Genomic DNA, 25,097 nt, shown 5'->3' on the forward strand with positions numbered 1-25,097 from the left:
GCCATGATAAAAAAAATATTACCATGGCAGCTACGAAAATATTTCGAAATGTCTAAACGCATTCGAAAACACGAGCTTCAGGCTACGCTCTGGTATATGCCAGGGTTATATATTTTAGGAGCCTTCGTATTCGTAGCTGTTACATTATATTTTGATTTAGTTTTTGAACTTTCAAATTATGCGCCTGAGATGTTTCGTACAACAGCTCAGCCAACCCGATTGTTAATTAGTGCCCTCATAGGCGGTATTTTAACTCTTAGCGCCTTTACACTCAACTCGTTACTCGTTGTTCTCACAACGTTCAGCGGGCAATTCTCACCTAGAATGCTTCTTAACTTCGTTGCCGACCGAACGACACAGCACTTCATTGGAATATTCCACGGTAGCTTTGTTTACGTTCTCGTCATTTTCTTATTCATTACGAGCAAAGAAGACGAATACTTTGTAGCCATACCAGGCATGACTGTCCTCCTCGCGTTTATAACTGTTGTAACATTTATTTTCTTTATCAATCACGCGACGAGCTGGATGCAGGTACATAATATTGCTACAAACATGAAAGAAGAATCAATCTCTATCGTAAGAGAAACGCTTCGAAACGACCTTGAGCAATTTCGTGCTGCAGAACCGGGAGATTTAATGGAAAAAGAACGGGAAACCGAAACACTTATTACCGCTCCTAAATCCGGCTATATTCAGCTCATTGATTTCAAAACGATGATCGACGAAGCTCGGAAAGATCAAGTCATTATTAAACTCCATAACAAAGTAGGAGACTATGTTCTAGAAGGTAACCGCTTCTTCTCATATTGGGGTGCTGGAGCTGAACGAGTTAACCCAGAAAAATATTGCGGCTTTATTGAATTAGGTTATAAAGAAACAGAGATTCAAGACCTAAAGATGGGGATGACCAAGCTATCAGAAATTGGTGTGAAATCACTCGGTAACGATGACCCCCAAACTTCAATCACCATTATTCATCAAATGGCGGATCTTCTTCTTGAAGTGGAACGGGACATTACCTTCACCCCGTACCTGGCCGATCACGAAAAGCAAGTAAGAGTTGTGATGGATGCAGAAGACTTTAGTTATTACCTTTATCGAGGATTTGGGTATTTAAGACACTATGCCGGTGATAACTATCCGATCATTACGGAAATCATTTCAGCACTTAGCATGGTTTCTCAATCCATTAGTAAAGACAAATTGGATGTTGTTTGGGACTTTGCTAAAAATTCAATGGATCACATTCCGAAACAATTCATCTATGATCTTGATCGAGATTATCTCCTACAACGTCTCTATGATCTCGCTGTATTTACAGGGCATCAGGAAGATTACAAGCCCATTGAGAAGCGTTTAATCCAAATTGAACAAAAGCACTCTTAAGGATACAAACCAAAAATCATACAAAAAAGGTGACCTCCAGAGGTCACCTTTTCCATTTAGCGATATGTTGCTACTTTGCTTACAATTTCATCTTCCTGCTGAAGCTCTTCAAAGGAATACACATCTTCAACAAATATTTGGTGCCAGAGCATAAAGATTAGCACGGTCCAAATTTTTCTTGAGTAATCGCCTTTTTCCGCTTTATGCGCTTCTAAAAGCCTCATCACAAGTGACTTATCGATTAAGTAATCCGTTTCACTCACATGAATAAGCTGCTTGGCCCATTCATACAACTCTTGCCTGAGCCAGTGGCGAATCGGCACAGGAAAACCAAGTTTTTTTCGATCGAGAACATGGTCTGGTACAATCCCACGTGCCGCTTTACGAAGAATGGATTTAGTTGTACCATCTGCAATTTTTTCACGAACTGGAATTTCACGAGCGACTCGGAACACTTCTTTATCAAGAAACGGCACACGAAGTTCTAACGCATTTGCCATAGTCATCTTATCCGCTTTTAAAAGAATATCTCCTCGTAACCACGTTTGAATATCAACATATTGCATTTGATTCACAGGATTGTCTTTCTTCACATTTTGATAGAACGGTTTTGTTATCTTTTGATAATGCTCATTTTGATAATAAGTCGTTAAAAGCTGTTTCTTTTCACTTTCTTCGAACATCTTCGCATTTCCAATATACCTCTCCGAAAGCGGTGTTGATCCTCGTTCAAGAAAGCTCTTACCACGCATTCCTTCAGGAAAAACATGTGCAACGCGATTCACCATTTTTTTCATCATCACAGGCATAGGTTTGAAAAGACGGAGCGCATCAGGCTCGCGGTATATGTTATATCCTCCAAAGAGCTCATCTGCCCCTTCACCTGAGAGGACAACCGTTACATGCTTCCGTGCTTCTCTTGCGACAAAATAAAGCGGGACACATGCCGGATCAGCAAGTGGATCATCCATATGCCACATGATTTTTGGTAACTTTTTCACATACTCTTTTGCAGAAATCATGTAAGAATAATTGGGAACATCCAGCTTATCAGCCGTTTCTTTCGCAACATCAACTTCTGAATACCCGTCCCGTTCAAAACCAACAGAAAATGTTTTTATTTGCGGATTAAATTTCTTTGCCATAGAGACAATTATAGAAGAATCTATTCCCCCAGATAAAAACGAGCCAACCGGAACATCACTTCGCATGTGAACATTAACAGAATCATAAAGAACATTCTGAATGTCCTTCACCCAATTTCGTTCTGTCGTGATCGGTTTAAATGTCGCATGGAAATAGCGTCTCATCACCATGGGCTCATCATGCTTTTTAACAAAATAGTGACCAGGCTCAAGCTTCTTTATTCCTTCCGTCATCGTTAGCGGTTCTGGTACATATTGAAAGCTTAAATAATGTTGAAGAGCAGAAGGATTCACAGCTTCGAATTCTTCTATCATTGTGATACTTTTTTTCTCAGAAGCAAAAATCAGCTCCTCATCATTCTGCATATAATAAAGGGGTTTAATTCCAAAAGGATCGCGAGCACCTACTAATTTCTTTTCAAGCTTGTCCCAAATAAGAATCGAAAACATTCCTCTTAAGTCAGCAAACGCCTTCTCCCCTTTATGTATAAATAACGTAAGAACCACTTCTGTATCCGACTCCGTGTGAAACGTGTAACCTTCTCTCTTCAACTGTTCACGAAGTTCTACATAATTATAGACTTCACCATTGAAGACCATCCAATATCGCTGATCTTCGTAATGATAAGGCTGGTGACCACTTTCAAGGTCAATAATACTAAGTCTTCTAAAACCAAGAGAAATCGATTCATCTGTATAATAACCTTCGTCATCTGGTCCTCTGTGTGTAATAATTTGATTCCTTCTCACAAAATCAGAATGATCGTAATGGTCCGATTTTCCTGGCTCTGTACGTAACACTCCAACAAAACCACACATAGTTGTAGCCACACTTTCGTTTGAATTAACACTTCCATTGTAACATTATCGTAATCAAAACGTAACCTAATTGTTATAAAAGTTCCTTAGATCGACTGTATTCATGACAGCATATGTCAATTTATTCAAAAAGAATCTATCTATTAAACGATTTCAACTTGTTAAATGTTTCTTCTGATTTATAAATGCGGTAGCTTTCTTTATTCGAGAGGTAGTAGGAGAAGTAGGTTGTTATCAATTAGTGGAAAGAAGTCGTTCGTCTTATCTAGGAAATTAATTGGAAGTGATCCCTTCTATTAAATCACACTCCACTTTCAATTCGAAAGCTAATCCGAAAAGAAGTCAACTTTCGACAAAATTAGAGGAATTGAATAAAATCTATAGAAAAAACCTCTCTCATTATGTAGCTCAGACAGAGGTTTACTTATCATTCTATTGTTGCAAAAACGAGATGAAATATACCTAAGAAATGGCTGTCCACTGCCGTCACCCGAAGACTAGAATTCTCTAAGAGTTGGACTATATTTCGATCAACATGACATCCAATTTTTTCTGATAATACTGGATCTAACTTCTTTTGAAGGTGTGAAACTATGCGATTGGAACTTATTCCGTGTTCAAACAATAATACTTGTCCACCTGGTTTACACCACTTCGCCATTTGCTCCAATACAACGTTAGGATGAGGATACGAGCACATAGATAATGTAGAGACGACTGTATCAAAGGAATTTTCTTTAAACACAACCACTTCTACATCTTCCTCGATGATCGTACAAGGATACCGCGTTTCTTTTGCAGCCTCTCTTGCATAGCGAACCATCTCTTCACTAAAATCAACTGCTGTCAGCGAACGAATGTTAGGATATAGTGGAAAATTCGTTCCTGTTCCCACCGATAATTCCAAAACATCTCCACTCGCTTTTGCTAAAAGTTTCTTTCGGAATTTTGTATCTATAGTTGTTTTCTTTCTTCTCTTCTCATACATCTTTGCGTGCTTGTCGAATATCTTTGATTGTTTGGTTGGATTAATAATGAATCATCCTGCCTTCCTCGGTCAAAAGTCCGATAGTTATGACCATCCCTACCCTAAAAAGGAACTCTATTTATGATGATACCAAGAATTCATTATTTAGATAGGGTAACTGCAAAAAAACAAACTACGGTAAACCGTAGCTTTATACTCTTCCTATATAAGTTGCGTTCCGATTGATTCCTTGCTGACCAGGTACCCAATTGGCTTGAACGCTTTTTCCTGTCTTCTCATTATATTGAAGTGCCTGTATTAATCTTAGAATCTCATATGCATTTCTTCCTACCTCAACAGGATAAACCATTTTTGAGACGATCACACCTTTTGGGTTAATAATAATCGTTCCTCGATAGGTAGCACCCTCATCTTCATTTAATACACGATAATTTCGACTGATATTATGATTTCGATCACTCACAAGCAGATAATTCACTTTAGATGCAGCCGGGGAAACTTCTGTGAATACCTTATGTGCGTAAACGCTATCTGTACTAATCCCTAAGACTACTGTATTCATAGCTTGAAGCTCAGGATAAATAGCAGCGACCGCTGCTAATTCTGTCGGTCAGACAAAGGTAAAGTCGCTAGAATAGAAAAAAAGAATGACCCACTTTTCCCGGTAATCCTCTAAGCTGATTCTCTTTATTTCTTTTTGAATCGGATCAAAGGCATGAGCTCGAAATAAAGGCGCCTTGTCTGTTGTTTGTGCGCAGTCTAGTCGTTGGTAAGATTGATACTCTTCATGCTCCACTTCCCCACCTCTTTTCACAGGCAGTATATGTTCAAGAGGCTGTCCATTTGTCTGTTTCTTTTATTCTTCTAATCCCTAACGATCATGACCGTTCACTTAAAGCATTTTGTATCATAGAAAAAGAGACTTTCTGTTTATTAAAGAAAGTCTCTTTCATTTGAAGGGTTACCCTTTCATAGCTGCCCATTCTTCACGAGAAGGTCCGACCATTCCTGGTACAGTAAGACCAGCCTGACGCATAAGCACTGTCATTTGTCCTCGATGATGCGTCTGATGTTGGAGTAAGAGAAGAAGAATATTTCCGTAAGTTGTTTCACTACCGAAGAATGTGGTTGTTTCTGTTAACTTCTCATCATTCCACTGCTCCTGAAGCGTACTCACGAACTCTTCAGCAGTTTCTTTATACAAAGCTGAGATTTCTTCTGCCTTAAAGGAATCACGTTCCTTCTTCGGTTGAAGGTCGAGCCCAGCACTCGACATCATATAAGTAATCGCTTGTGATAAGTGAACGCCTAGCTTTTCTAGTGTAAAATGATCTGGCGCAACTTGCTGTGAAAGAGATTCATCTGTTAGATAATCCATTAGTTTAACAGTTTGAGCCGTCTCACGTTCCCATGTTCGTACAAAATCTTCAAGTGATCGAAACATCAAATAACCTCCTGAATATGTATTCATTCTTTACTCATTCATTTTACACCTCATACTTGAGCAAATAAAGTGAGAAAAGTCCAGAAAACAAAAATACCCCTCACAAAGAGGGGGGAGAGAATAGGCTATACATCACTCTATGCTATGACATCTCTTCATATGCTAAAACACAAAACCTTCTTTCCTCTTAGCTATGTTAGCTGTAACGGAGGATATCGCGAAACTTGACGATAAAGCTAGATATTTCTTGTGTTTATCGAGGCTTTTCAACCCAAAAGTGGTTTTTTAATAAAAATACAATTGATTTTTTCAGATCGTTAGGCATCCTATATGAATTATGTTATTATATAAATCAGTTTAAATGGAAAAGAGGGATTTACATGGAGGAAGAACAGGAAATCATTCTCCCTGAAATCGGAAGTCTAGTCGAAATCGATAACCGAAAAGCTAAAGTCGTTAGCCTACTAAACAATACGATTGTAGCCGAATGGGAAGAATACTCAGAAGACGAATCAAAACGAATCGTCGTAAGACACGAAGAATATAAAATGCTTTAATAAAAGAAAAGCTCCAGTGCCCGGTAGGTCCGACAAGCGCTGGAGCCTTTTAATTTGAACACGGCCTTTGTGTTCGAAGTAAAAGGCGAAGCGACTCGAGGACCTGGGCGCTGGAGCTAGATCAGAAAAGCGCAAGCGCCCGGTAGGTCCGACAAGCGCTGGAAACTAATGAAACAACATCGAAAGGACAGGGGCAGTTCAATCTCCCCTGCCCTTTCTTATTTTATCTTCTAATCCACCATTCACTTAATAAAACAAACAGCAAGACCACAACGCCCGCAAACCAGGGGAACCAGTCAGGAACGTATTCCCATCCAAACACCTTTATGCCCCCTATCATTAAAAAAGTGAATAAAAAAGAGACTTCACTAAGCCTCTATTCCATACCGATCCCTATTTATTCTAATGTATCAGCTTCTTCAGCAGACACTTTTTCCAACAGCTCTGCATAAGCCTTTTTAAACTTCTCATATGTTTCAGGGCCATTTGCCTGTTCATTATTTTGAAAAAGCTGCTCAAATGCATAACCTTTCGCTTCTTCCAATGACCATTCTCTCGCACTCATCACAAGCTCCATATAAGATTTAAAATAGGCTTTACTCAGCGTTCCCGCGTTTTTAGTAATCATTCTTCTCACTCCTTACATCAAGATGTTGCTTGCCCACATTATAGTAGGCTTCTTGATCAGAAAGCAATTTTAAAGGGGTTACTTTATCGCATCCTTTTCCTCAACAAATGGTAAGCGAATCGTGAATGTCGTTTCTTCTTCACTAGAATGACAGTTAATTTCCCCGTGATGATTCTGAATGATCTTTTGGCACACATACAATCCGATGCCCGTGCCAAGTTCTTTTGTCGTATAAAAAGGTTCAAAAATGCGATCCAGGGTTTTGTCATCTATCTTTGGTCCATTATTTGTGATGCGAATGGTTAACATTCCTTCTGCTTGTTCTCCCGCGATCCGTATTTGGCGAGGAGAGCTTTCAGCTTTAAGAGCATCTAACGAATTCATAAGGATATTCAAGAATACTTGTCGTAGTTTATCTTGCTGGCCATATACAGAAAGGTTCGCTGGAAATTCATTAACAATTCGCACATCAATATCAATAATACTCGGATAGATGAAGGCGATAATCGAGTCAAACAGACCTTTAACCTCCAGCCACTCTTCCTGTCCGCTATCAATCTCCTTTTTGGAGACATGCAAAAATTGAGCAATGCGAAAGTTTAGCTGTTGCAGCTCATGATCGATCACTTCAACATATTTCATATCGGGATACTCTCTTTGAAGAAGCTTCACAAATCCTATAATGGCTGTAAGGGGATTCCTGAACTCATGAACGAAACTAGAAGACATCTGGCCCAAGATGGAAAGCTTCTCCTGATGAGTTTCATCTATAAAAGAAATCTTTTCTTGCAATTCATTTTCCTTCAGCTTTGTATACTCGGTTACGGCATGATAAGAAAACAGATCAAATAAATCATTTATGGAGTCTAGAGTATTCTGAAGATCATTCACATTTACTTCAGAATACGTTATATGCTTCATGAGAACGCTTCTTCCAGCATTCACGTTATAAATAAAATCTCCTATGTTAACATTCGCTTCTGCTCGCTCAACCGCTACTTTGTGCGCAAGTGTCACAATTTTCTCACGAGCAATTGGCTCTTTTATATTTTGTTGAACTAGACGATACATGAGAATACCATTGGCTTCCACTTTATCGCGGTGTATGTCTGTCTTAGAAATTCGTATCTTTTGTTTCCATTTGATAAGATAGCTTTCAAGATTATGATCGAGATAGTCTAGTAGTTGCTCTCGAACAGCCATACTTGCTTCACCCCTTCCTGCCTTAGTCGGTCATTCATGGTTATATTTTCAAGTATAACAGTAAATAGAGGGAATTTTATAGATGCATTATAGAGAGATAATCTATTATTGGTGGATAAAGATCGTCAATCAATGAAAGAAAATCTCTCTTTTTCTTTCCTATAAAAGTAATTCGTACGATATTAGTCAAACGTGAATATGTCTACAACTGTTATAAAACAAGTCGTTAGTAGGAGTTCAATGCATTTAATATAGTTGACTGTCTTGCCACTCTCACATTTAAAATAATTCGTTTTACTGATACTCTTACCTATTTGATTTCTTTGATTACCCTCGCTGGATTCCCGCCAACCACGACATTATCCGGCACATCTTTCACAACCACAGCACCTGAAGCAATAACAGCATTATTACCGATTGTGACACCCGGGTTAATAATGGCGCCTCCACCAATCCATACGTTGTCTCCAATAAAAACGGGCTTTCCATATTCTTGGCCAGAATTGCGTTCCGTCGGATCTAGCGGATGTGTTGCTGCATATATATGAACTCCTGGAGCTAGCATGCAATTGTCACCAAAGCGTATTTCACAAATATCGAGAAACACGCAGTCAAAATTCGCAAAAAAATTCTCTCCTACATGAATGTTATAACCATAATCACACTTAAAAGTCGGTTCAATATAGAGATTTTCTTTCGTAGAACCAAAGAACTCCTTCAATAACCGCGTTCTATCTTCTACATCTGTCTCAATTGTTTGATTGAATAACCTTGTTATTTTGCGTGCATGAAGACGATCTTTCTGCAATTGCTCATCCTCTGGTCGATAATATTCTCCCCTGATCATCTTTTCTTTTTCTGACCTCAAATAACTCGCTCCTATCTCCTCTAAAAATGGTTATTCACGATAAAACCGTTGTGTTCACATTCCAATTTTTTAAATAGAGTAACATTTCCGCCCATAGATCTTCATTCTCTGTGAGAAAATGACCTCCGTTCGGAATGAGCGTCATCTCTATTAAAGGTGCTCGTTTCGCTAGTTTACGAACTTCATTTACAGGTGATAACGTATCATTCTCGCCATGCCATAATCTCAACGGCCCTTTAATCTCGCTAACCTCGAACCCCCAATCTTTTGATAGGAGATTCGTTTCATAGATGACTCCTTCTACACCCTGTCGATAAGCTTCCTTCGCGTGATATAACCCTGTTTCCACAAGAGCTTCTTCTTTTAAAAAGTCACGATCCCAATCAGAAAGATGACGATGATTCCCAGCTAACATAGCATTTCGATACTTATTTGGATGGCTTTCAAGCATTTTCTTTTGAGCTAAATTCGCTTTCTTAATGAGCCAAGGAAAATACTTTGATAAAAAAAACGCAATCCGGTTTTCTTTCGCCATTTCCTTTGGGGCTCTACCCTTTTTAAATGGTGTAGCCGAAGAGACTAGAGCGGTATTTTGAACTCGTTCAGGCAATGCATATGCGCATGCCGCAGCGAATGGACCGCCTCCAGAAACACCCAGGACAGAGAAATGCCTTAAACCAATATGCGTAGCGAGCTCCTCTACATCCACAGCCCAATCAAGGATCGTTCTATTTTTTTGAAAAGTAGAGAGCCCATATCCCGGTCGATCAGTTGAAATTAAGTAAATCCCCATCGCTTTGGCTAGTTCATCATCTTCTAAAAACCAGATGCGTGATCCTGGTGTTCCATGAAAAAGCATAATCGGTATACCAGTAGGATCGCCATACTTCCAATAGCCAAGTTTTCTTCCATCACTTAAAACCATCGACTTCTCCTGCATAAGCCCCTCCTTATGGTTGTCCTATCGCAAAATGGATGAGAAGGTGAACATTAATAACAATTATTTTCTTTCCCTAGAGTAAAACTTGCCATCTCACCTAAATAATAACATTATTAGTTGAAAATTTGATGAAATTGAAAAGAACGCTCAAACTAGAAGGAAAAACAATGAAATCCAAAAGTACATAAATGAAACCTTTTTATCTCTTGACCCTTACGTTGCGTTATCCACTAAAGTTAAATTTGAAAGGAGGACACTTAGCTTATGAAACAAGTAAAAGAAGTAGCTGAATTAACTGGAATTAGTGTTCGAACTCTTCATTACTACGATGAAATCGGACTTTTAACACCAGCTACCACGGAAACTGGTTACCGTCTTTATTCAAATGAAGATCTTGAGAAGCTTCAGCAAATTCTCTTTTTTAGAGCACTTGATTTCTCGCTGAAGAAAATTAAAACCATTCTAGAAGAACCAGATTTTGATCGAATGGAAGCGCTGAGCTATCAAAAAGAAATACTGCATGAAAAGAAACGACGATTGGATAAGATGATCACCATGATTGATAAAACGATCCAGAGTGTGAAAGGAGAAAAAACAATGACAGATCAAGAGAGGTTTGATGGTTTCGATTTTAGTCAAAACCCGTATGAACAAGAAGCACGCGAACGTTATGGAGATGAAGTCATTAATCGATCTAAACAAAAGCTCAACAGCTTATCAAAGGACGAAAAAAAAGAGCTCGGTCACTCATTTGATTCCATTTATAAAAAACTTGCTACTCTTAGAAATGGTTCACCGGAAGCAGCTGAAGCGCAGAAAGCGATTCACGATTGGTATGAATTTCTCAATGGAAATGTTGGCTATCACTACACACTTGAGGCATTTGAAGGACTTGGTCAGATGTATGTAGACGATGAGCGTTTCACGAAGAACATTGATCAATACGGGGAAGGTCTTGCGCTTTTTATGCGAGATGCTATGAAAGTGTATGCAGATGAAAACAAATAGGAATCACTAAACAGGAAAGCTCAACTTCTTAAGAAGTTGAGCTTTTTTATTACTCATTCTTTTTCCCTTTACTGGAACCAAATCCGACTCCAAGGGCGATCCCAACACCAATTCCAACGGGAATATTATCCAATGCGACGCCTACACCCGCTCCAATCGCTATTCCAAGACCAATACCTAATCCCATCTTGCTCTCTCTTTTCGACTTTTTCATTACATCTACTCCTTCTTAAGAGATTGTCTATCCTTTTTACGATTGTTTATAGAAAAAGTTTCATCTGGCGTAGATGAAAAGTGATGTATTCAAAAAAACTCTTCCTATATTAGTATAGGAAGAGTTTTGTCTACTCGTAGAAAACATCTACAGAAATCGTATTTATTATCTAGGCGATTTAATTTTCAGTAGCCACTTTGTTTTTCTGAACTGAATCTTCTTTAGTCGCTTTCGGTTTTCGAATAAACAAAGCTAAAACAAGTCCAATAATAGCTGAAATACCCGCTACGATAAAGGAAACGTTAACGCCATGAACAAGACCTTCAACACCGCGTGACGGCTGCGCTGCCTGAGACATGACGGTAACGAGAAGCGCGGTTCCAACAGCACCGGACACTTGACGCATTGTATTGTTCATAGCTGTACCGTGTGGAATGAGGTGAGCAGGAAGCTGATTTAATCCTGCCGTTGTAACTGGCATCATCACCATCGCTACCCCAAACATTCTGATCGCATTTACAATAGCTAAATAAGCAAACGTCGTTTCTGGTGTTAAATTTGTGAACATAAATGTCGTCACCGTTACGATAATCAAACCAATGATCGCAAGCCACTTTGCACCAAATTTATCGAATATCCTACCAGTAATCGGGTTCATAAAGCCCATAATTAGCGCTCCTGGCAATAGCATTAATCCTGATTCAAATGCGGTGAATCCAAGCATATTCTGCATAAGAAGCGGCAGAACAGTTGCAGCACCGATCATGGCAATAAAGACAACCATTCCAAGCACAGTTGTTAATGTGAATAGCTTATATTGAAACACTCTAAATTGAAGCACAGGCTGCTTAAGTTTTAACTGACGTAAGATGAACCAGCACAATGTCACACTACCAATGACCATGGCGATAATCACCTGTTCACTTCCCCAACCGTTTGTACCGGCACTACTGAATCCATACAATAATCCACCGAAACCTAACGATGAAAGAACGATCGATAGAATATCTAGCTTCGGATTCGTTTGCTCTGTCACGTTTTTCAAAATCAAATACGCAATAAAGAAGTCAATAATCACGATCGGTAGGATCACATAAAACAAACTTCTCCACGGGTATTGCTCCACAAGCCATCCGGATAAAGTTGGACCGATCGCTGGCGCAAAGGAAATCACTAGCCCAAACATCCCCATCGCTGTACCCCTTTTTTCAACAGGGAAAATTAAAAAGAGGATCGTTTGCATAAGCGGAATGATAATTCCGGCGCCAGAGGCCTGGATGATACGCCCTACCATCAAGAGTGGGAAGTTCGGGGCAACGGCGCAAATAGCTGTACCAACCGCAAATAGACCCATCGCGGTTAAGAAGAGTGTTCTTGTTGTGAATTTACCTATTAGAAAAGCTGTAATTGGAATCATCACGCCATTAACTAGCATGAAAATCGAGGTTAACCACTGGGCTGTACTTGCCTCCAAGTCTAGATCGACCATGATATGTGGCAATGCCGTCGCAAGCAGCGTTTGATTTAGTATCGCTGCAAATGCACCTGACAATAGCACGATTAAGAGCGGAACTTTATTAAAAGAACCGATTCCTTCTGATGATTGTTTAGTGTCGTTCATGTTCTCCCTTCTTTCTTAATGATTGTCTGTTATTTCGGTCAGGAAGGTGTTCGAAGTAGACCGGATTGAAGAAGTCTAAGCTCAGTCTGGTATTTTGCCATCGCATCTGGAATGGATAAGTTATTAGAGATACTGTGAATCAAATTATGAAACGTAACGGCTGTTAAAATCTGCATAATATGAAACACCTCTTTCCTGCTTGAAACATTTAAGTTCTCATGATCCACAAGGTCATAAATGTCATCATAACGATGGTTTGTGACATCCTCGGTTAAATACTGCGAGAACGTATTCTCAATCTTATAGTTCATATTAAGCAGTACATTTCGAATAAAATCTCTCTGACCAGTATCCTCTGAATGCTCCAACGTAGACCTAAAAATCTCACTAATCGCTTTGAAGAGATCTCCTTCAAACTTCTTTAGATTGTCAATTAAATGTTCATGACGTTCTCTTGCATGTTCATTTAATAAATAAAAGAAAGCATCTTCTTTATCCTCAAAATATTGATAAAAGCTCCCTCTTGGTATACCTGCGGTTTTCAAGATATTTGAAATCGATGCATCATAGAGCGATACTCTAGAAAACTCTTTTTTTGCTGCATCAATTAGTATTTGCTTTTTCTCTTCTTTCAAATTAAAAAAGGTTGCTTTTGGCACAATGAATCACCTACCACTAAAATTATGACACTATGTCATATCGCCAAACCTACTATATGTGACACAGTGTCACATGTCAAGAAAAGAGACCTCCCGACATGAGCAGCACACTCTTAATAATAAGAATGTTTGCTTTCAAAAAAAGAGTGGAAACTATTTTTTAGGAATAATGTTATACAAAGGTGGTTACTGTGATGAACAGAAACATTAGTAAAGGATGGATTTTTTTCTTCGGGGCTCTCGGAGGCTTACTGTACGGATATGACACAGGAGTTATTTCCGGTGCTTTATTATTTATTGAACAAGATATTCCCCTTTCTGATTTTCTACAAGGGGTTGTCGTTAGTTCGTTATTAGGCGGTGCTATTGTAGGCGCCGGAATGAGTGGGTATGTATCTGATAGGTTTGGACGAAGGCGCGTCGTTTTTGCAATCGCACTCATTTACATGATTGGATCACTCGTCTTAGCTCTTTCTCCTAACGCAGTCGTTCTCATTATTGGCCGCATCATTCTTGGACTTGCTGTTGGTGGTTCAACCGCGATTGTACCTGTCTACTTATCAGAAATGGCGCCAACAAGGTCAAGGGGCGCACTAGCTTCGCTGAATCAGTTAATGATCACGATTGGAATTGTGCTCGCTTACCTCATTAACTATGCATTTGCACCAATTGAGGGATGGCGTTGGATGCTTGGTCTTGCTTCCGTTCCAGCGCTCGTATTAATGATCGGTGTTCTCTTTATGCCCGAAAGTCCTCGCTGGCTCATTAAGCGCAACCGTGAAGATGAGGCTAGAAAAGTGATGGCATTAACGCGAGAACAAAGTGAAATAGATGAAGAAATGAAGCAAATGAAAAAAATTGAGGAAACTGAGGAAAGCACGTGGGATGTACTTAAATCCAAATGGATACGTCCAATGCTTCTTGTCGGAAGCGGTATTGCCATCTTCCAACAGCTTATTGGCATTAATGCGGTGATCTACTACGCACCAACCATTTTCACAAAAGCTGGTCTTGGAGATTCAGCTTCTATTCTCGGAACGCTTGGAATAGGAATCATGAATGTGTTGATGACACTTGTAGCCATCGCTACGATTGATAAACTAGGTCGAAAAAAACTGTTGCTACTAGGAAATATCGGGATGTCGTTAAGCTTAATTATTCTTGCAACAATTCTCTTTACAGCAGAACTTACAACGACAATCGCCTGGCTAACCGTCTTCTTTCTTGGGCTCTTTATCATCTTTTTCTCCGCCACATGGGGACCGGTTGTTTGGGTTATGCTACCAGAACTTTTCCCAAATAAAGCTCGAGGGGCTGCGACAGGATTTACAACACTTCTGCTATCAGCATCGAATTTAGTTGTTTCCTTATTCTTTCCTGTTCTACTCTCAGCGCTCGGAACAGCATGGGTATTCGTAATCTTTGCCATCATCGGTGTCTTTGCTTTCTTCTTTGTCATGAAATATGTACCAGAAACAAAAGGAAGAAGTCTTGAGGAGATTGAAAATGACCTCCGAGGAAAAGCATAAACATAATACAAGCAAAGAAAACCCGTTAATCCACATTGGATCAGCGGGTTTTCTTTGTGAGCAACGTCTCCGTTATATCCGCTCACCATTCTTAAGCTTTTTAATTAATTCAGTAAGATCAGATTTTTGAATACGCCAGTGACTCCCAATCTTAAACGCCGGGATTTTGCCATCCTGAACTAATTTATATGTGGTCATCTCACTAATTTGAAAATATTTCGCCACTTGAGAGATCGTCATAATATCATGATGCTCATTATCCTGACTCATGTTATCGCTCCTTATCAATCTATCACCCTATTCTAACAAAGTTCTTCCGCTTATGGACCCAAACTCTCTTAATACGATAACTCATTATAACAGGTTATATCAAATTAGGTTAAATTAGATTAAAAGATGAATGAATCATCTGGTTTTAGTGTGCTACTAATAAATTATCAAAATTAAACGCATGCGAATTTAAGAGTAAATAAGAGTAAATCAAAGTTTTTACCGCATGAATTTCGCTTACATTCTTATTTCCATTTTCATAGATTCTGTGCTAAACTTCATCTTGTTGTAAACGGACCCGACTTCTATGAGAGTTAGGAGTCATCACAATACTAGATTTAGAAAGAGGTGCAACATTGAACTTATCTTCTATTAAACAAGACTGGTTTGGCAATGTGAAAAACGATACCCTCGCCGGAATCGTTGTCGCACTTGCCTTAATACCAGAAGCGATTGCCTTTTCCATTATCGCAGGCGTAGATCCGATGGTTGGACTATACGCGAGCTTTTGTATCGCCGTAGTGATTTCATTTGTTGGCGGTAGACCAGGAATGATTTCTGCAGCAACAGGAGCCATGGCGCTTCTAATGGTGACACTTGTAGCGGATCATGGACTACAATATTTACTTGCAGCAACCATCTTAACAGGTGTTATTCAATTCTTCCTTGGCGTGTTTAAGCTTGCTCGCTTTATGAAGTTTGTGCCCCGCTCCGTTATGATTGGATTTGTGAACTCACTTGCGATTCTTATTTTCACGTCTCAACTGCCGCATTTCGTTGGTGAATCATGGCCAATGTACTTGATGGTAGCAGGTGCTCTCGCGATTATTTATATCGTCCCACGTTTCACGAAAGCTGTTCCATCACCACTCATTGCGATCGTTGTGATTACAATTGTTGCGATTACAACTAGTAGTGGCGTTCGAACGGTTGGGGATATGGGTGAATTAACGCAAGCATTACCATTATTCCTAATTCCAAGTATTCCATTGAACTTTGAAACATTAGCGATTATTTTCCCATATTCAATGGCTCTAGCAGTTGTTGGTTTACTTGAGACATTCTTAACAGCACAAATCGTTGATGATTTAACAGATACAGACAGCAATAAGAATAAAGAAGCAAAAGGTCAGGGCATGGCGAACGTTGTAGCCGGATTTTTCGGAGGAATGGCTGGTTGTGCGATGATTGGACAATCCGTTATTAACGTGAAGTCAGGTGGACGTGGACGCTTATCCACTTTCGTTGCCGGCGTTTTCTTAATGATTCTGATCTTAGTATTAAACGATTTACTCGTTAAAATACCTATGGCAGCTCTAGTTGGCGTTATGATTATGGTATCCATTGGAACATTCGATTGGTCATCCATTAAAAATCTTCATAAAATGCCGCGATCTGACGCAGCCGTGATGGTCGTCACCGTCATTACTGTTGTTACAACGCATGACTTATCAAAAGGTGTTCTTGCCGGTGTTATTCTAAGTGCTTTATTCTTCGCTTCTAAGATTTCAAAAGTACGCGTAGAAGAAAAGATCGACGAATATGCGGAGAAAAAGATCTATCACATTCATGGTCAGCTGTTCTTTGCTTCTGTTACTGACTTTGTGAATAGCTTTAATTATAAAGAAGAAGGTATTAAAACAGTCGAGATTGATTTATCAGATGCTCACGTTTGGGATGACTCAGGTGTTGGCGCCGTTGATAAAGCCATCATGAAATTTAGACAGAACGAGATCGATGTGAAAGTGACTGGCGTTAACCAGGAAAGTTCACAGCTTATCGACCGCTTGGCTGTTTATAATAAATAAACGCAAGAAAAAAGCCACAGCTGCTGTGGCTTTTTTCTATGTTATGCGTTCGTATAGATCATGACGAAATGCAAGACGGCACCTTCACTGTGAGGATTCAAGTAACCATGCTTTTGGTCCGCTCTAAACTTAATCGAATCATACGTATTTAATTCATACGTTTGTTCCTGAACTTGTACAGTTGCCCTTCCTTCCATTACCGTTACATATTCAATGACCCCCTCTTGATGAGCATCTGCGTAATACTCCCCCATAGGTTCTAAAAAGGCACGGTGCGTTTCTAGAGAGCCATATCCACTATCTGTAAACATGGGTTCTAACGTTAAAGCCTCATTCGAACTCAATACTTTATTGCCCACATTTTTCCTTGAAATAACGACTTCTTCCTTTTCTGCTAGTAGACTTGAAATCGGGATGGAAAGACCATTCGCTATTTTCCATATTACTGTTAAAGAAGGATTCGCCTCTCCTCTTTCAATCTTACCTAATGTAAGCTTACTCACGTCTGTTAACGTTGCTAATTCCTGCAAGCTTATCTCACGTTTTTTCCGAATGGCTCTTAACGTCATACCAACCTGTTGAGCAAGCTTTTCTGCATCTGTTATCTTTTTTTCATCCACGAATAGATCCTCTCCATTATCTTTCTCTTGTACATTTCTACCACATCCTATAGTATATTATAATATACATAAAACATAATATACTATACTTAACAAAGGGTGTGTTTAAGTAATATGAGGGAAATTGCGATCGGTATTCTCGCCTCAATGTTTTTTGCAGTTACATTTATTTTGAATCGTTCAATGGAGTTAGCCGGAGGAAGCTGGATGTGGAGCTCCTCCCTCCGCTTCCTTTTCATGATTCCTTTTCTTCTATTAATTGTACTCGTTAGACGGAATATGAAACAAGTTTTTATTGAAATGCGAAGGAACCCTTTTCAATGGCTACTCTGGAGTTTTGTTGGATTCGTTTTATTTTATGCCCCTTTAACCTATGCTGCCGCTTATGGCGCGGGGTGGCTAGTGGCAGGAACGTGGCAAATGACGATCGTAGGTGGAATTATCGTTGCTCCTCTTTTTTACTCAACCGTTCAAACGTCAAATGGACCGATAAAAAAACGACACCGCATTCAAACAAAAGCTCTCCTTATTTCCATCGTGATTCTTGCTGGTGTCATGTTAATTCAGTGGCAAAAAGCAAATGAAATGAGTGTAAACGAAGTAATGATTGGCATTCTTCCTGTCCTTTTTGCAGCAATTGCTTATCCACTCGGAAACCGAAAGATGATGGAGCTTTGTGATGGACGACTCGATACCTTTCAACGTGTGTTAGGCATGACGCTTGGGAGCACTCCGTTCTGGATTATTTTAAGTGTTATCGCCTGGAATAAGGTTGGCCTTCCTTCAGGAGAACAGCTCACTCAATCGCTGATCGTTGCTGTCTGTTCAGGCGTTATTGCCACAACACTATTTTTTATCGCAACAGACCGCGTGAGACTTCACCAGGGAAAGCTTGCCTCTGTTGAAGCGACTCAGTCAACTCAGGTATTGTTTGCGATCGCAGGCGAGGGACTGCTTCTATCGAGTCCACTTCCTACTTACATCGCATGGGGCGGCATTGCTCTCATTATTGTCGGCATTGTTCTTCATAGCTTTAATGTTAAAAAGCTGAACGAATCCAGCACTCCCGATCATCGACATGTAAATCAACAAAAAACGGTATAGAAAAGCTTCCTACTAAAATAAAATGACCAGTCATTTCCTAATGATTGGTCATTTTATGAAGTGTCATGTACTTTTTCTCTTCAAACTCTCTATCCCTTTATGATCGTCTTAGGTAATTGCTTCCTAAAACTCATCATCACGATAAGCCCAACGACGCTAATTACATAAGCCCCCATCTCCCATGCAAAACCTTCCAAATGAAGCAAACTAAACAGCAGCTGAGCTCCAAAAAGAATCAGCATTAAGACAAGACTCGATAACAAACCAATAAGAGAATTGAAGTTAGCAATTAGACCAATTATAATGATACCGCCTACAGTTAAAGCAACTGGTTGACTGAGAAACAACACGTCTCTGCCAAATTCTATGTGAAGAATCGTAACCCCTACTGTAAAGAGCATCGGAACCATAACGATGGCATAAACAATCAGAAAACTCTTTACACCTGTATGGAAAGAACTCATCCTAAGGGCACCTATAAGAGCAACTAACCATACGATCGTTGAAATAGGATAACCGATGATTTCAATTAGTGAAAATGATGTATTCCCATCTATAAACTGTGATACTAAAAAGATACCAAAAACTCCTGCAATCATACGCGCAATTAATTTCCGATTATCATGTGGCGACTGATCCATCGAATCAATCAGTTCTTTTGCGTAAGCTTTCGGAGACTTACCGAAAATATCCCTGGCTGTCTTCCCATCTTTCTCACCTTCTACCAGATGATCTTCTGCTTCCATTAAGAAGCTATCGATTTCCTCTTCATCTACTCCTTTCGTAATTAGATACATACGCATATCTAGAATAAATTTCTCGTTTTCTTTCGTCATCTCCTCATTCACTCTCCTTATTTAAAATCTGATTAACCGTTGTACTTAAATGATTCCACCTTTTCTGAAAATCTCCTAATTCTTCTTCCCCCTTTTTCGTTAATGAGTAGTATTTTCGCTTTGGTCCTGCTGTTGATTTCTTTAATGTTGACTGTATGAGCTGATCTTTCTGTAAACGGATAAGGATCGGGTAAATCGTCCCTTCACTAAATGCTTCGAAGCCATAATCATCAAGCTTTGAGGCAAGCTCATATCCGTATACTTCCCCTTCACTAATAATGGATAAAATACAGCCATCAATGATTCCTTTTAACATTTGAGTTGTATGCATATGCTTCACCAATCTTTCCAATCTATAACTCTTGTTATACAAGAGTTATAGAAATCATTCAGCTACCTTGTAAAGCAAAGTATATATGCAGTATATGCTAAGCTATCTTGTATGACAAGAGTTATATTCATATTTTTACCAAAATAGAAAAAACGCCCCAGCAATGCTTAGGGGCGCTCGTTTTTTAATGTAGCGTTACTTTCACAAGTTCAATTAAAAGCTCTTCTGCAGAACGAACCGGTTCTCCCCCGCCCTGCGCAAAGTCTTTCTTTCCTCCACCTTTTCCATTAATGAATGGAAGAACTTCTTTTAAACTAAAGTTCATATCATAAGATAAAGCTTCTCCTCTTCCACAAACAATTTGCAGCTTATCTTCTCCCTCACTTATGAAAAAGACGATCACATGTGGATCTTCTTTCAGCACCATCTTCGCCAGTTTTTGCAGTTCTTTCATTCCATGTTGTTTGGAAATCATCTGCACGACTTTTTGGTCATGAATGGTATCAGCACCATGAAGTAATTCCTTTGCTTCATAAGAAAGTAGTTTTTCATTTAGCTCTTCAATCGTTTTTTCATATTCTTTCGACTGAAGGAGCACTCGTTCTGCCGCTTCTACTAAATGTGATTGAGGAACGCTAAGAGCGTTCGTGAGCCCAAGCATGATTCCCTGTTTCTTCCGAAGTTCATCAGTTACTCGCTCGCCACAGACAAAATGGACGCGCATTTGTTTTTTTTGCTTTTCTATTTTCAAAATAGATATCGCCTGTACCTGGCCTGTCGAAGAAGGATGTGTCCCTCCGCATCCGCTATAGTCAACGTCTGGAATAATCACAAGACGAATGTCATCCGATACGGCTAGCTGCTTACGAAGGGTATAATTCGATAGCTCCTCTTCGCTTACCCAATTCGTTTCAATCGGCAAGTTCTGCTGAATAACGTTATTCGCAAATTTTTCAGCTGTTTTAACTTCTTCATCATCTAGTGTAGCAACGTTAAGATCGATCGTACAGACTTCCTGACCTAGATGAAAGCTCACCGTACTATATCCAAGTTGGTCTTCAAAAGCTGCCGAAAGAATGTGCTGTCCTGCATGCTGCTGCATGTGATCAAACCTGCGTGCCCAGTTAATATCCCCGTGAACATGTTCTGTCGCCGGAAGCTTGCCGTCAACATAGTGGCGGATTTCTCCTTCTACCTCTTCTACATCAAGAACCTGTACACCATTAAGCGTTCCACCATCATACGGCTGTCCCCCACCAGTTGGATAAAAAGCCGTTTGATCTAGAATAACGTAAGAGCGATTCGCTTCATCTGTGAACTGCTCCCACTTTTCAGCAGTAAATGTCTTAATGTATGGGTCTTCATAGAATAGCTTTGTCGTCATTGCATTTCACTTCTTTCTGTACTAGTAAATAAGTTACTATTGTTTAGCTTATCATTTATTAAATTGAAAGCCGCTGTATCAATCTCCTCATTAAAGAAGTTATTTGAAATAGAGCGGCATGAATTAGGATTTCGTGGAAATATCGAATTTGAGTTAAAACCGTTTACCGCATCAGTTTTTGAAGTCCAGCATTCCGTTCTAGGCGCACTTCCTCGGAAGCGAGATCATATTTCTTCAATAGGTGAAACAGTTCGTTCAATGTTTCCTGTGTAATCGTTTGTTGTAAGAAGCGATATGTATCCTGCACAAGTTCATCTGGCATATAAGGTGACTGGTTCTCAAGCTTTGTCATAACGTCTCCGTACGAGTGATCGATTGTACATTTCCCCACTTACCTTCACTCCTCTCTTCATATATTACTAGTTTAGCACGATTCATTCACGCGGTAATCCATTCAAGTAAAAAAGAACAGACGGTTGTCTGTTCCTTACGTTTATACAGCTCTATCTTTCGGGTTTTGTTCTTCTATACCTCCAACTTCTTCTGACTCATCAAACTTCTCGAATTTCTTAGGATTACGAATGATTTTCATAAGAGAACCGAGAACGAATAGGGATATAGAGACGGAAACTCATTTCTTCTTTGTGAATTTTGCTAGCAACAGAGCAATGATAAGACATGCTACACCAAGTAACACGACGTTGTTTGAGATAAAATCCAGAATCACTCAACTACCTTTCACTCATAATCAAAATCTATCAACAGCTTACCATAATTTCTGCATTTTCTTCAGTATTTCAAAACGATCATTCCTAAACAACGTCTTTGCAGTCATTTTCAATATATATGATATTTTTCATACATTTCTAACTAAATAGAAGATATTTGTCGAGAGCCCCTGATCTCAAACGTTTCAACACTTTTTCTAGAATTATAAAAGAAACCATTCTTTCATTCGACTTCTTCCATTCATTTCCCCGGAAATGGTCAACTAAATTACAAAAGAATTCGCTTAAACTAGACAAGGAATTTTTTCCCGGCTCGACACCAATATCCCATTCTTTTACGGAACGTTATGTATAATGATGTCATCAACTTACTTCAGTAGGGAGGAATCATATGAAAACGCTTCGTCTCGTATTGTTGTTTACTTTACTACTCATCGTCACGTCATGTAACTTCTTAACTACTTCTGACTCATCGGAAAAGGTAGAAGCGGAGAAAGAAACGGTGGACAAGCCTTCAGAGGAAGCCGTACAAAAGGACATTCTATTTCAAGATGGCACGTACAAGTGGGAGAAAGATGGAGAAATCCACGGGGGGCTTGATGTAACAGATTCAACTTCTACTTCCTTTACATTTATGCTTCAATCCTATGATGGTCAAAATGTTGGAGAGCTTTCAGGGACTGCTGAGGTTAACGGAGAAATGGCTCATTTCACACACCCTGATAATGAGGCTTGCAAAGCCTCGTTCGGTTGGAAAGAGGACCGCTTAGCCATTGATACGAGTGAAGCATGTGAATCAATGAATGAGAATAGCGCCTCTTTTACAGGCGTATATACTCGAATCGAACTGGAATCGAATACGAATGATGAAGCAGCGAACGAAGAAAGTACTTCTGAATGGAAAGAAGCACTTTATATTGATCCTGCATTCGATCAAGGGAACTTAAGCATATCAAACGTGACGAAAGAATCCTTTCAGTTTACGATCGACGTTAGTAGTGGATCGGATGTTGGGAAATTGAATGGAACAGCTACAATAAACGGTGATGAAGCAACGTTTGAGGATACGGAAGACCCCTCTTGTTCAGGTACGTTTATTCGAACGAATGACGTTATTACATTCATTGAAGAAGCTTGTCTTAGTTACCATGATGCAGCTGTTGGATTCAACGGTGATTATAAGATGACAGATGAAAAACCACTAACATTAGAAGAGGCTTCTTCCTGTGAAAAAGCTCCATTCCATTCAGAATTACTGGATTTTGCAGAGCAAGGTCATCTTAAGGATGCTTCCATTTTTCTTGGTATGTCTGAAGAAGCCCTAAAGAAGATAAAGCCTGAGATGACCTATGATGAAACATTCTATGAAGGAACACCCGGTTTCTATGATGAAAAGTACGCTTACCTAACTGCAAACGAAACGGTAAGTCATTTACGTTATAACGCGTTATCGGAAGGACCCGCTATCCCTTATACAGATGTAGTTTGTCAGTTTGGCGAGCCTGATGAAGTTGTATTCAACGAACTTGATAACGAATACTTGCACGTATATTATACTGGTGAAAATAAGTTAGCGTTTGTTTCAGAAGCAAAGGAAGGTGCTATAAAAGCAGTTGAGCTTGAAACAGCAAATATCCAATAACCTTTCACTTCTCACTACCGCAAAAAGGTTAAGCGCATTTAAGCTTAACCTTTTGCGGTTTTATTTAATTTGATAAGTAACGTCCATTATCTTCAGCGAAGCCCTTAACAAATGTTCCAGCTTAAACTAGGTAAGAAAAATCTCTCCACTCTTTAACATCTTTTCATCATTTTATTCTTCAACTAAGACTTTTCGTTCTTTAAAAAACATAAGCGTTCGCTTTTGACGAACGCTGTCGGAATTTAAAATATTTATATCGAAATATCTACATAAAATATGGTATTTTATTAATTTATATGCAATTCTATTATTAAGAACTTACCAGCTATTATAACCATTCCTCGTATGGAAATGAACAAAACCATTAGATTCAGCATAAGAAATGCCATTCCATTTCTGCTCTGTTGAAACCGTAAGAACTGCTAAGTCTGTTTCTTGCTGAATTTCTTTTAAATCAGCCATACGATCTTTTGACCATTCGTCCTTCGATACGGTTGAATAATTGAAGTTCTCCCACATAATCGCATCAACGTAAGAACTTGTGTAATCTTTTAACGTTTGAAAGCCCCAATTTTGTATGAGAGAAAGTGAAGGATGTTGTTGCTTGATTTGTTGTAAGAAGGCTACCATTCCTTCTTGTTGAGCTTGAAGGACAGTTGGGTTCTCCCAATGTTCATTATCAATATTACCGACTGTATCAAGGAAAACACCATCAAGTCCCTTTTCAGCGATTTGCGCTGTCACTTCTGATAGAAGAACGTCACGATAGTGAACAGAAGTGATATCGGTGAGATAGGAATCCCATTCGGTGTAGTGAACTCTTTCTCCGTTACGGTGAAAGAAATCAGCTTCATTTAATTGATTGATAAGTGCTGTATTCCAATTATCAGCTTCCATCGTATTAATATAGCCATAAACTTTTGTACCAGAACTTTTAATTTCTGAAATTTGTTGTTTACTATAGTAAACAGGTTCTATGATCATTACGTCGTATTGCTTCATTTTTGTAATTAATCGTGGCGTAGGAGCATCATAATAAACTTTGTAAGAAGTGACGTCAGATAGTGGATGACTGGCGGCGTGAGAGGTCAGAGGAGAAATCATGATAAATGTAAACAGAATAGCACATGACATTGCAACAATTTGCTTTGTTGAGATAATACCCATTGGTTGGCCTCCTGATTAATCAGAGAGCGGCTCTGGCATTGTAGACTGGCGATCGGTATTCACAAAATAGAATCGACGACCCATGTCTTTGCGCCCTTATTTTTCAATAAGTTTGCCCTTCTCCATATTTAGTTTTCAAAAATAGTATATCAGAAATTGGAATTAATTCCACAATATTTTTTGCATAAAAGTATT

25 protein-coding genes and 1 riboswitch are annotated in these 25,097 nt (G+C 39.2%); of the genes, 7 read left to right on the plus strand and 18 right to left on the minus strand.

Annotated features, from left to right (window positions below; genetic code table 11):
* Positions 1 to 3: 3 nt before the first annotated feature.
* The gene (locus ABVF21_RS14045; RefSeq protein WP_371018400.1) at positions 4 to 1,389 is read left to right on the plus strand and encodes a DUF2254 domain-containing protein; all 1,386 of its coding nucleotides are present in this window, start codon (positions 4 to 6) and stop codon (positions 1,387 to 1,389) included.
* Positions 1,390 to 1,445: 56 nt separating this feature from the next.
* On the opposite strand, the gene asnB is transcribed toward ABVF21_RS14045, so the two are convergent.
* The 4 genes from asnB to ABVF21_RS14065 all read right to left on the minus strand — a co-directional run bounded on the left by asnB (position 1,446) and on the right by ABVF21_RS14065 (position 5,785).
* Positions 1,446 to 3,353, minus strand: a complete 1,908-nt coding sequence (gene asnB, locus ABVF21_RS14050; protein WP_371018401.1) for an asparagine synthase (glutamine-hydrolyzing) — start codon at positions 3,351 to 3,353, stop codon at positions 1,446 to 1,448.
* A gap of 427 nt (positions 3,354 to 3,780) precedes the next feature.
* Positions 3,781 to 4,341, minus strand: coding sequence for a class I SAM-dependent methyltransferase (locus tag ABVF21_RS14055; protein ID WP_371018403.1), 561 nt, complete (start codon positions 4,339 to 4,341; stop codon positions 3,781 to 3,783).
* Between the two features lie 190 nt (positions 4,342 to 4,531).
* Positions 4,532 to 5,137: a peroxiredoxin gene (locus tag ABVF21_RS14060; protein ID WP_371018404.1), complete on the minus strand. Its 606-nt coding sequence runs from the start codon at positions 5,135 to 5,137 to the stop codon at positions 4,532 to 4,534.
* Positions 5,138 to 5,302: 165 nt separating this feature from the next.
* Positions 5,303 to 5,785 (minus strand): DinB family protein, encoded by a 483-nt coding sequence (locus tag ABVF21_RS14065; RefSeq protein ID WP_371018405.1) that lies wholly within the window; start codon positions 5,783 to 5,785, stop codon positions 5,303 to 5,305.
* Between the two features lie 380 nt (positions 5,786 to 6,165).
* On the opposite strand from ABVF21_RS14065, the gene ABVF21_RS14070 reads away from it, so the two are divergent.
* On the plus strand, positions 6,166 to 6,342 hold the full coding sequence (locus ABVF21_RS14070; protein WP_194220982.1) for a hypothetical protein: 177 nt from the start codon (positions 6,166 to 6,168) through the stop codon (positions 6,340 to 6,342).
* Positions 6,343 to 6,739: 397 nt separating this feature from the next.
* Here ABVF21_RS14070 and ABVF21_RS14075 read toward each other — a convergent pair whose 3' ends face one another.
* The 4 genes from ABVF21_RS14075 to ABVF21_RS14090 form a co-directional block, all read right to left on the minus strand.
* Positions 6,740 to 6,970: a hypothetical protein gene (locus tag ABVF21_RS14075; protein ID WP_371018406.1), complete on the minus strand. Its 231-nt coding sequence runs from the start codon at positions 6,968 to 6,970 to the stop codon at positions 6,740 to 6,742.
* A gap of 78 nt (positions 6,971 to 7,048) precedes the next feature.
* Positions 7,049 to 8,173, minus strand: coding sequence for a histidine kinase N-terminal domain-containing protein (locus ABVF21_RS14080; RefSeq protein ID WP_371018407.1), 1,125 nt, complete (start codon positions 8,171 to 8,173; stop codon positions 7,049 to 7,051).
* A 310-nt stretch (positions 8,174 to 8,483) separates the two neighbouring features.
* Positions 8,484 to 9,041: a maltose acetyltransferase domain-containing protein gene (locus ABVF21_RS14085; RefSeq protein ID WP_371018408.1), complete on the minus strand. Its 558-nt coding sequence runs from the start codon at positions 9,039 to 9,041 to the stop codon at positions 8,484 to 8,486.
* A gap of 34 nt (positions 9,042 to 9,075) precedes the next feature.
* Entirely contained in the window at positions 9,076 to 9,981 is a 906-nt protein-coding gene (locus ABVF21_RS14090; protein WP_371018409.1) for an alpha/beta fold hydrolase, read from the minus strand.
* A 264-nt stretch (positions 9,982 to 10,245) separates the two neighbouring features.
* Between ABVF21_RS14090 and ABVF21_RS14095 the strand changes: the two genes are divergently transcribed.
* Entirely contained in the window at positions 10,246 to 10,989 is a 744-nt protein-coding gene (locus ABVF21_RS14095) for a MerR family transcriptional regulator (protein ID WP_371018410.1), read from the plus strand.
* 49 nt (positions 10,990 to 11,038) lie between these two features.
* Here ABVF21_RS14095 and ABVF21_RS14100 read toward each other — a convergent pair whose 3' ends face one another.
* The 3 genes from ABVF21_RS14100 to ABVF21_RS14110 all read right to left on the minus strand — a co-directional run bounded on the left by ABVF21_RS14100 (position 11,039) and on the right by ABVF21_RS14110 (position 13,483).
* A complete protein-coding gene (locus ABVF21_RS14100; protein ID WP_371018411.1) occupies positions 11,039 to 11,203 on the minus strand; it encodes a hypothetical protein in 165 nt (54 codons plus the stop codon).
* Positions 11,204 to 11,381: 178 nt separating this feature from the next.
* On the minus strand, positions 11,382 to 12,824 hold the full coding sequence (locus ABVF21_RS14105) for a DHA2 family efflux MFS transporter permease subunit (protein ID WP_371018412.1): 1,443 nt from the start codon (positions 12,822 to 12,824) through the stop codon (positions 11,382 to 11,384).
* A gap of 38 nt (positions 12,825 to 12,862) precedes the next feature.
* Positions 12,863 to 13,483 carry a TetR/AcrR family transcriptional regulator gene (locus ABVF21_RS14110; protein WP_303529256.1) on the minus strand — a complete coding sequence of 207 codons (621 nt, stop codon included), beginning with the start codon at positions 13,481 to 13,483 and terminating at the stop codon, positions 12,863 to 12,865.
* Between the two features lie 194 nt (positions 13,484 to 13,677).
* Here ABVF21_RS14110 and ABVF21_RS14115 point away from each other — a divergent pair, with 194 nt between their 5' ends.
* Positions 13,678 to 15,012 (plus strand): sugar porter family MFS transporter, encoded by a 1,335-nt coding sequence (locus ABVF21_RS14115; protein WP_303529258.1) that lies wholly within the window; start codon positions 13,678 to 13,680, stop codon positions 15,010 to 15,012.
* A gap of 72 nt (positions 15,013 to 15,084) precedes the next feature.
* Here the strand turns inward: ABVF21_RS14115 and ABVF21_RS14120 are convergent, their stop codons facing one another.
* Entirely contained in the window at positions 15,085 to 15,282 is a 198-nt protein-coding gene (locus tag ABVF21_RS14120) for a helix-turn-helix domain-containing protein (RefSeq protein WP_098442909.1), read from the minus strand.
* Positions 15,283 to 15,638: 356 nt separating this feature from the next.
* Between ABVF21_RS14120 and ABVF21_RS14125 the strand changes: the two genes are divergently transcribed.
* Positions 15,639 to 17,090: a SulP family inorganic anion transporter gene (locus ABVF21_RS14125; RefSeq protein WP_283152483.1), complete on the plus strand. Its 1,452-nt coding sequence runs from the start codon at positions 15,639 to 15,641 to the stop codon at positions 17,088 to 17,090.
* A gap of 41 nt (positions 17,091 to 17,131) precedes the next feature.
* Here ABVF21_RS14125 and ABVF21_RS14130 read toward each other — a convergent pair whose 3' ends face one another.
* Positions 17,132 to 17,710, minus strand: a complete 579-nt coding sequence (locus tag ABVF21_RS14130) for a helix-turn-helix domain-containing protein (RefSeq protein WP_371018413.1) — start codon at positions 17,708 to 17,710, stop codon at positions 17,132 to 17,134.
* Between the two features lie 114 nt (positions 17,711 to 17,824).
* Here ABVF21_RS14130 and ABVF21_RS14135 point away from each other — a divergent pair, with 114 nt between their 5' ends.
* Positions 17,825 to 18,814 (plus strand): DMT family transporter, encoded by a 990-nt coding sequence (locus ABVF21_RS14135; protein WP_371018414.1) that lies wholly within the window; start codon positions 17,825 to 17,827, stop codon positions 18,812 to 18,814.
* A gap of 89 nt (positions 18,815 to 18,903) precedes the next feature.
* Here the strand turns inward: ABVF21_RS14135 and ABVF21_RS14140 are convergent, their stop codons facing one another.
* From ABVF21_RS14140 to ABVF21_RS14155, 4 genes are all read right to left on the minus strand, one after another.
* Entirely contained in the window at positions 18,904 to 19,650 is a 747-nt protein-coding gene (locus ABVF21_RS14140) for a DUF1129 family protein (RefSeq protein WP_371018415.1), read from the minus strand.
* Between the two features lie 4 nt (positions 19,651 to 19,654).
* Positions 19,655 to 19,981 (minus strand): PadR family transcriptional regulator, encoded by a 327-nt coding sequence (locus ABVF21_RS14145; protein ID WP_303530448.1) that lies wholly within the window; start codon positions 19,979 to 19,981, stop codon positions 19,655 to 19,657.
* 184 nt (positions 19,982 to 20,165) lie between these two features.
* Positions 20,166 to 21,365 (minus strand): alanyl-tRNA editing protein, encoded by a 1,200-nt coding sequence (locus ABVF21_RS14150; protein ID WP_371018416.1) that lies wholly within the window; start codon positions 21,363 to 21,365, stop codon positions 20,166 to 20,168.
* A gap of 163 nt (positions 21,366 to 21,528) precedes the next feature.
* Positions 21,529 to 21,756 (minus strand): hypothetical protein, encoded by a 228-nt coding sequence (locus tag ABVF21_RS14155; protein WP_371018417.1) that lies wholly within the window; start codon positions 21,754 to 21,756, stop codon positions 21,529 to 21,531.
* Between the two features lie 728 nt (positions 21,757 to 22,484).
* On the opposite strand from ABVF21_RS14155, the gene ABVF21_RS14160 reads away from it, so the two are divergent.
* Positions 22,485 to 23,735: a hypothetical protein gene (locus tag ABVF21_RS14160; RefSeq protein WP_371018418.1), complete on the plus strand. Its 1,251-nt coding sequence runs from the start codon at positions 22,485 to 22,487 to the stop codon at positions 23,733 to 23,735.
* A gap of 318 nt (positions 23,736 to 24,053) precedes the next feature.
* On the opposite strand, the gene ABVF21_RS14165 is transcribed toward ABVF21_RS14160, so the two are convergent.
* Positions 24,054 to 24,902, minus strand: coding sequence for an endo alpha-1,4 polygalactosaminidase (locus tag ABVF21_RS14165; RefSeq protein ID WP_371018419.1), 849 nt, complete (start codon positions 24,900 to 24,902; stop codon positions 24,054 to 24,056).
* Between the two features lie 36 nt (positions 24,903 to 24,938).
* A riboswitch (cyclic di-GMP riboswitch) is annotated at positions 24,939 to 25,029 on the minus strand.
* Positions 25,030 to 25,097: the final 68 nt, after the last annotated feature.

The sequence above is a fragment of the Pseudalkalibacillus sp. JSM 102089 genome (assembly GCF_041366475.1).
In the GTDB taxonomy this organism is placed as follows: Bacteria; Bacillota; Bacilli; order Bacillales; family Guptibacillaceae; genus Guptibacillus; species Guptibacillus hwajinpoensis_B.

Bases quoted from the DNA above. Each gene is read 5' to 3' on its own strand.
- ABVF21_RS14045 (WP_371018400.1), top strand. From the start codon at position 4: ATGATAAAAAAAATATTACCATGGCAGCTACGAAAATATTTCGAAATG.
- asnB (WP_371018401.1), bottom strand. From the start codon at position 3,353: ATGTGTGGTTTTGTTGGAGTGTTACGTACAGAGCCAGGAAAATCGGAC.
- ABVF21_RS14055 (WP_371018403.1), bottom strand. From the start codon at position 4,341: ATGTATGAGAAGAGAAGAAAGAAAACAACTATAGATACAAAATTCCGA.
- ABVF21_RS14065 (WP_371018405.1), bottom strand. From the start codon at position 5,785: ATGTTTCGATCACTTGAAGATTTTGTACGAACATGGGAACGTGAGACG.
- ABVF21_RS14070 (WP_194220982.1), top strand. From the start codon at position 6,166: ATGGAGGAAGAACAGGAAATCATTCTCCCTGAAATCGGAAGTCTAGTC.
- ABVF21_RS14075 (WP_371018406.1), bottom strand. From the start codon at position 6,970: ATGATTACTAAAAACGCGGGAACGCTGAGTAAAGCCTATTTTAAATCT.
- ABVF21_RS14080 (WP_371018407.1), bottom strand. From the start codon at position 8,173: ATGGCTGTTCGAGAGCAACTACTAGACTATCTCGATCATAATCTTGAA.
- ABVF21_RS14090 (WP_371018409.1), bottom strand. From the start codon at position 9,981: ATGCAGGAGAAGTCGATGGTTTTAAGTGATGGAAGAAAACTTGGCTAT.
- ABVF21_RS14095 (WP_371018410.1), top strand. From the start codon at position 10,246: ATGAAACAAGTAAAAGAAGTAGCTGAATTAACTGGAATTAGTGTTCGA.
- ABVF21_RS14100 (WP_371018411.1), bottom strand. From the start codon at position 11,203: ATGAAAAAGTCGAAAAGAGAGAGCAAGATGGGATTAGGTATTGGTCTT.
- ABVF21_RS14105 (WP_371018412.1), bottom strand. From the start codon at position 12,824: ATGAACGACACTAAACAATCATCAGAAGGAATCGGTTCTTTTAATAAA.
- ABVF21_RS14115 (WP_303529258.1), top strand. From the start codon at position 13,678: ATGAACAGAAACATTAGTAAAGGATGGATTTTTTTCTTCGGGGCTCTC.
- ABVF21_RS14120 (WP_098442909.1), bottom strand. From the start codon at position 15,282: ATGAGTCAGGATAATGAGCATCATGATATTATGACGATCTCTCAAGTG.
- ABVF21_RS14135 (WP_371018414.1), top strand. From the start codon at position 17,825: ATGAGGGAAATTGCGATCGGTATTCTCGCCTCAATGTTTTTTGCAGTT.
- ABVF21_RS14140 (WP_371018415.1), bottom strand. From the start codon at position 19,650: ATGACGAAAGAAAACGAGAAATTTATTCTAGATATGCGTATGTATCTA.
- ABVF21_RS14145 (WP_303530448.1), bottom strand. From the start codon at position 19,981: ATGCATACAACTCAAATGTTAAAAGGAATCATTGATGGCTGTATTTTA.
- ABVF21_RS14150 (WP_371018416.1), bottom strand. From the start codon at position 21,365: ATGACGACAAAGCTATTCTATGAAGACCCATACATTAAGACATTTACT.
- ABVF21_RS14160 (WP_371018418.1), top strand. From the start codon at position 22,485: ATGAAAACGCTTCGTCTCGTATTGTTGTTTACTTTACTACTCATCGTC.
- ABVF21_RS14165 (WP_371018419.1), bottom strand. From the start codon at position 24,902: ATGGGTATTATCTCAACAAAGCAAATTGTTGCAATGTCATGTGCTATT.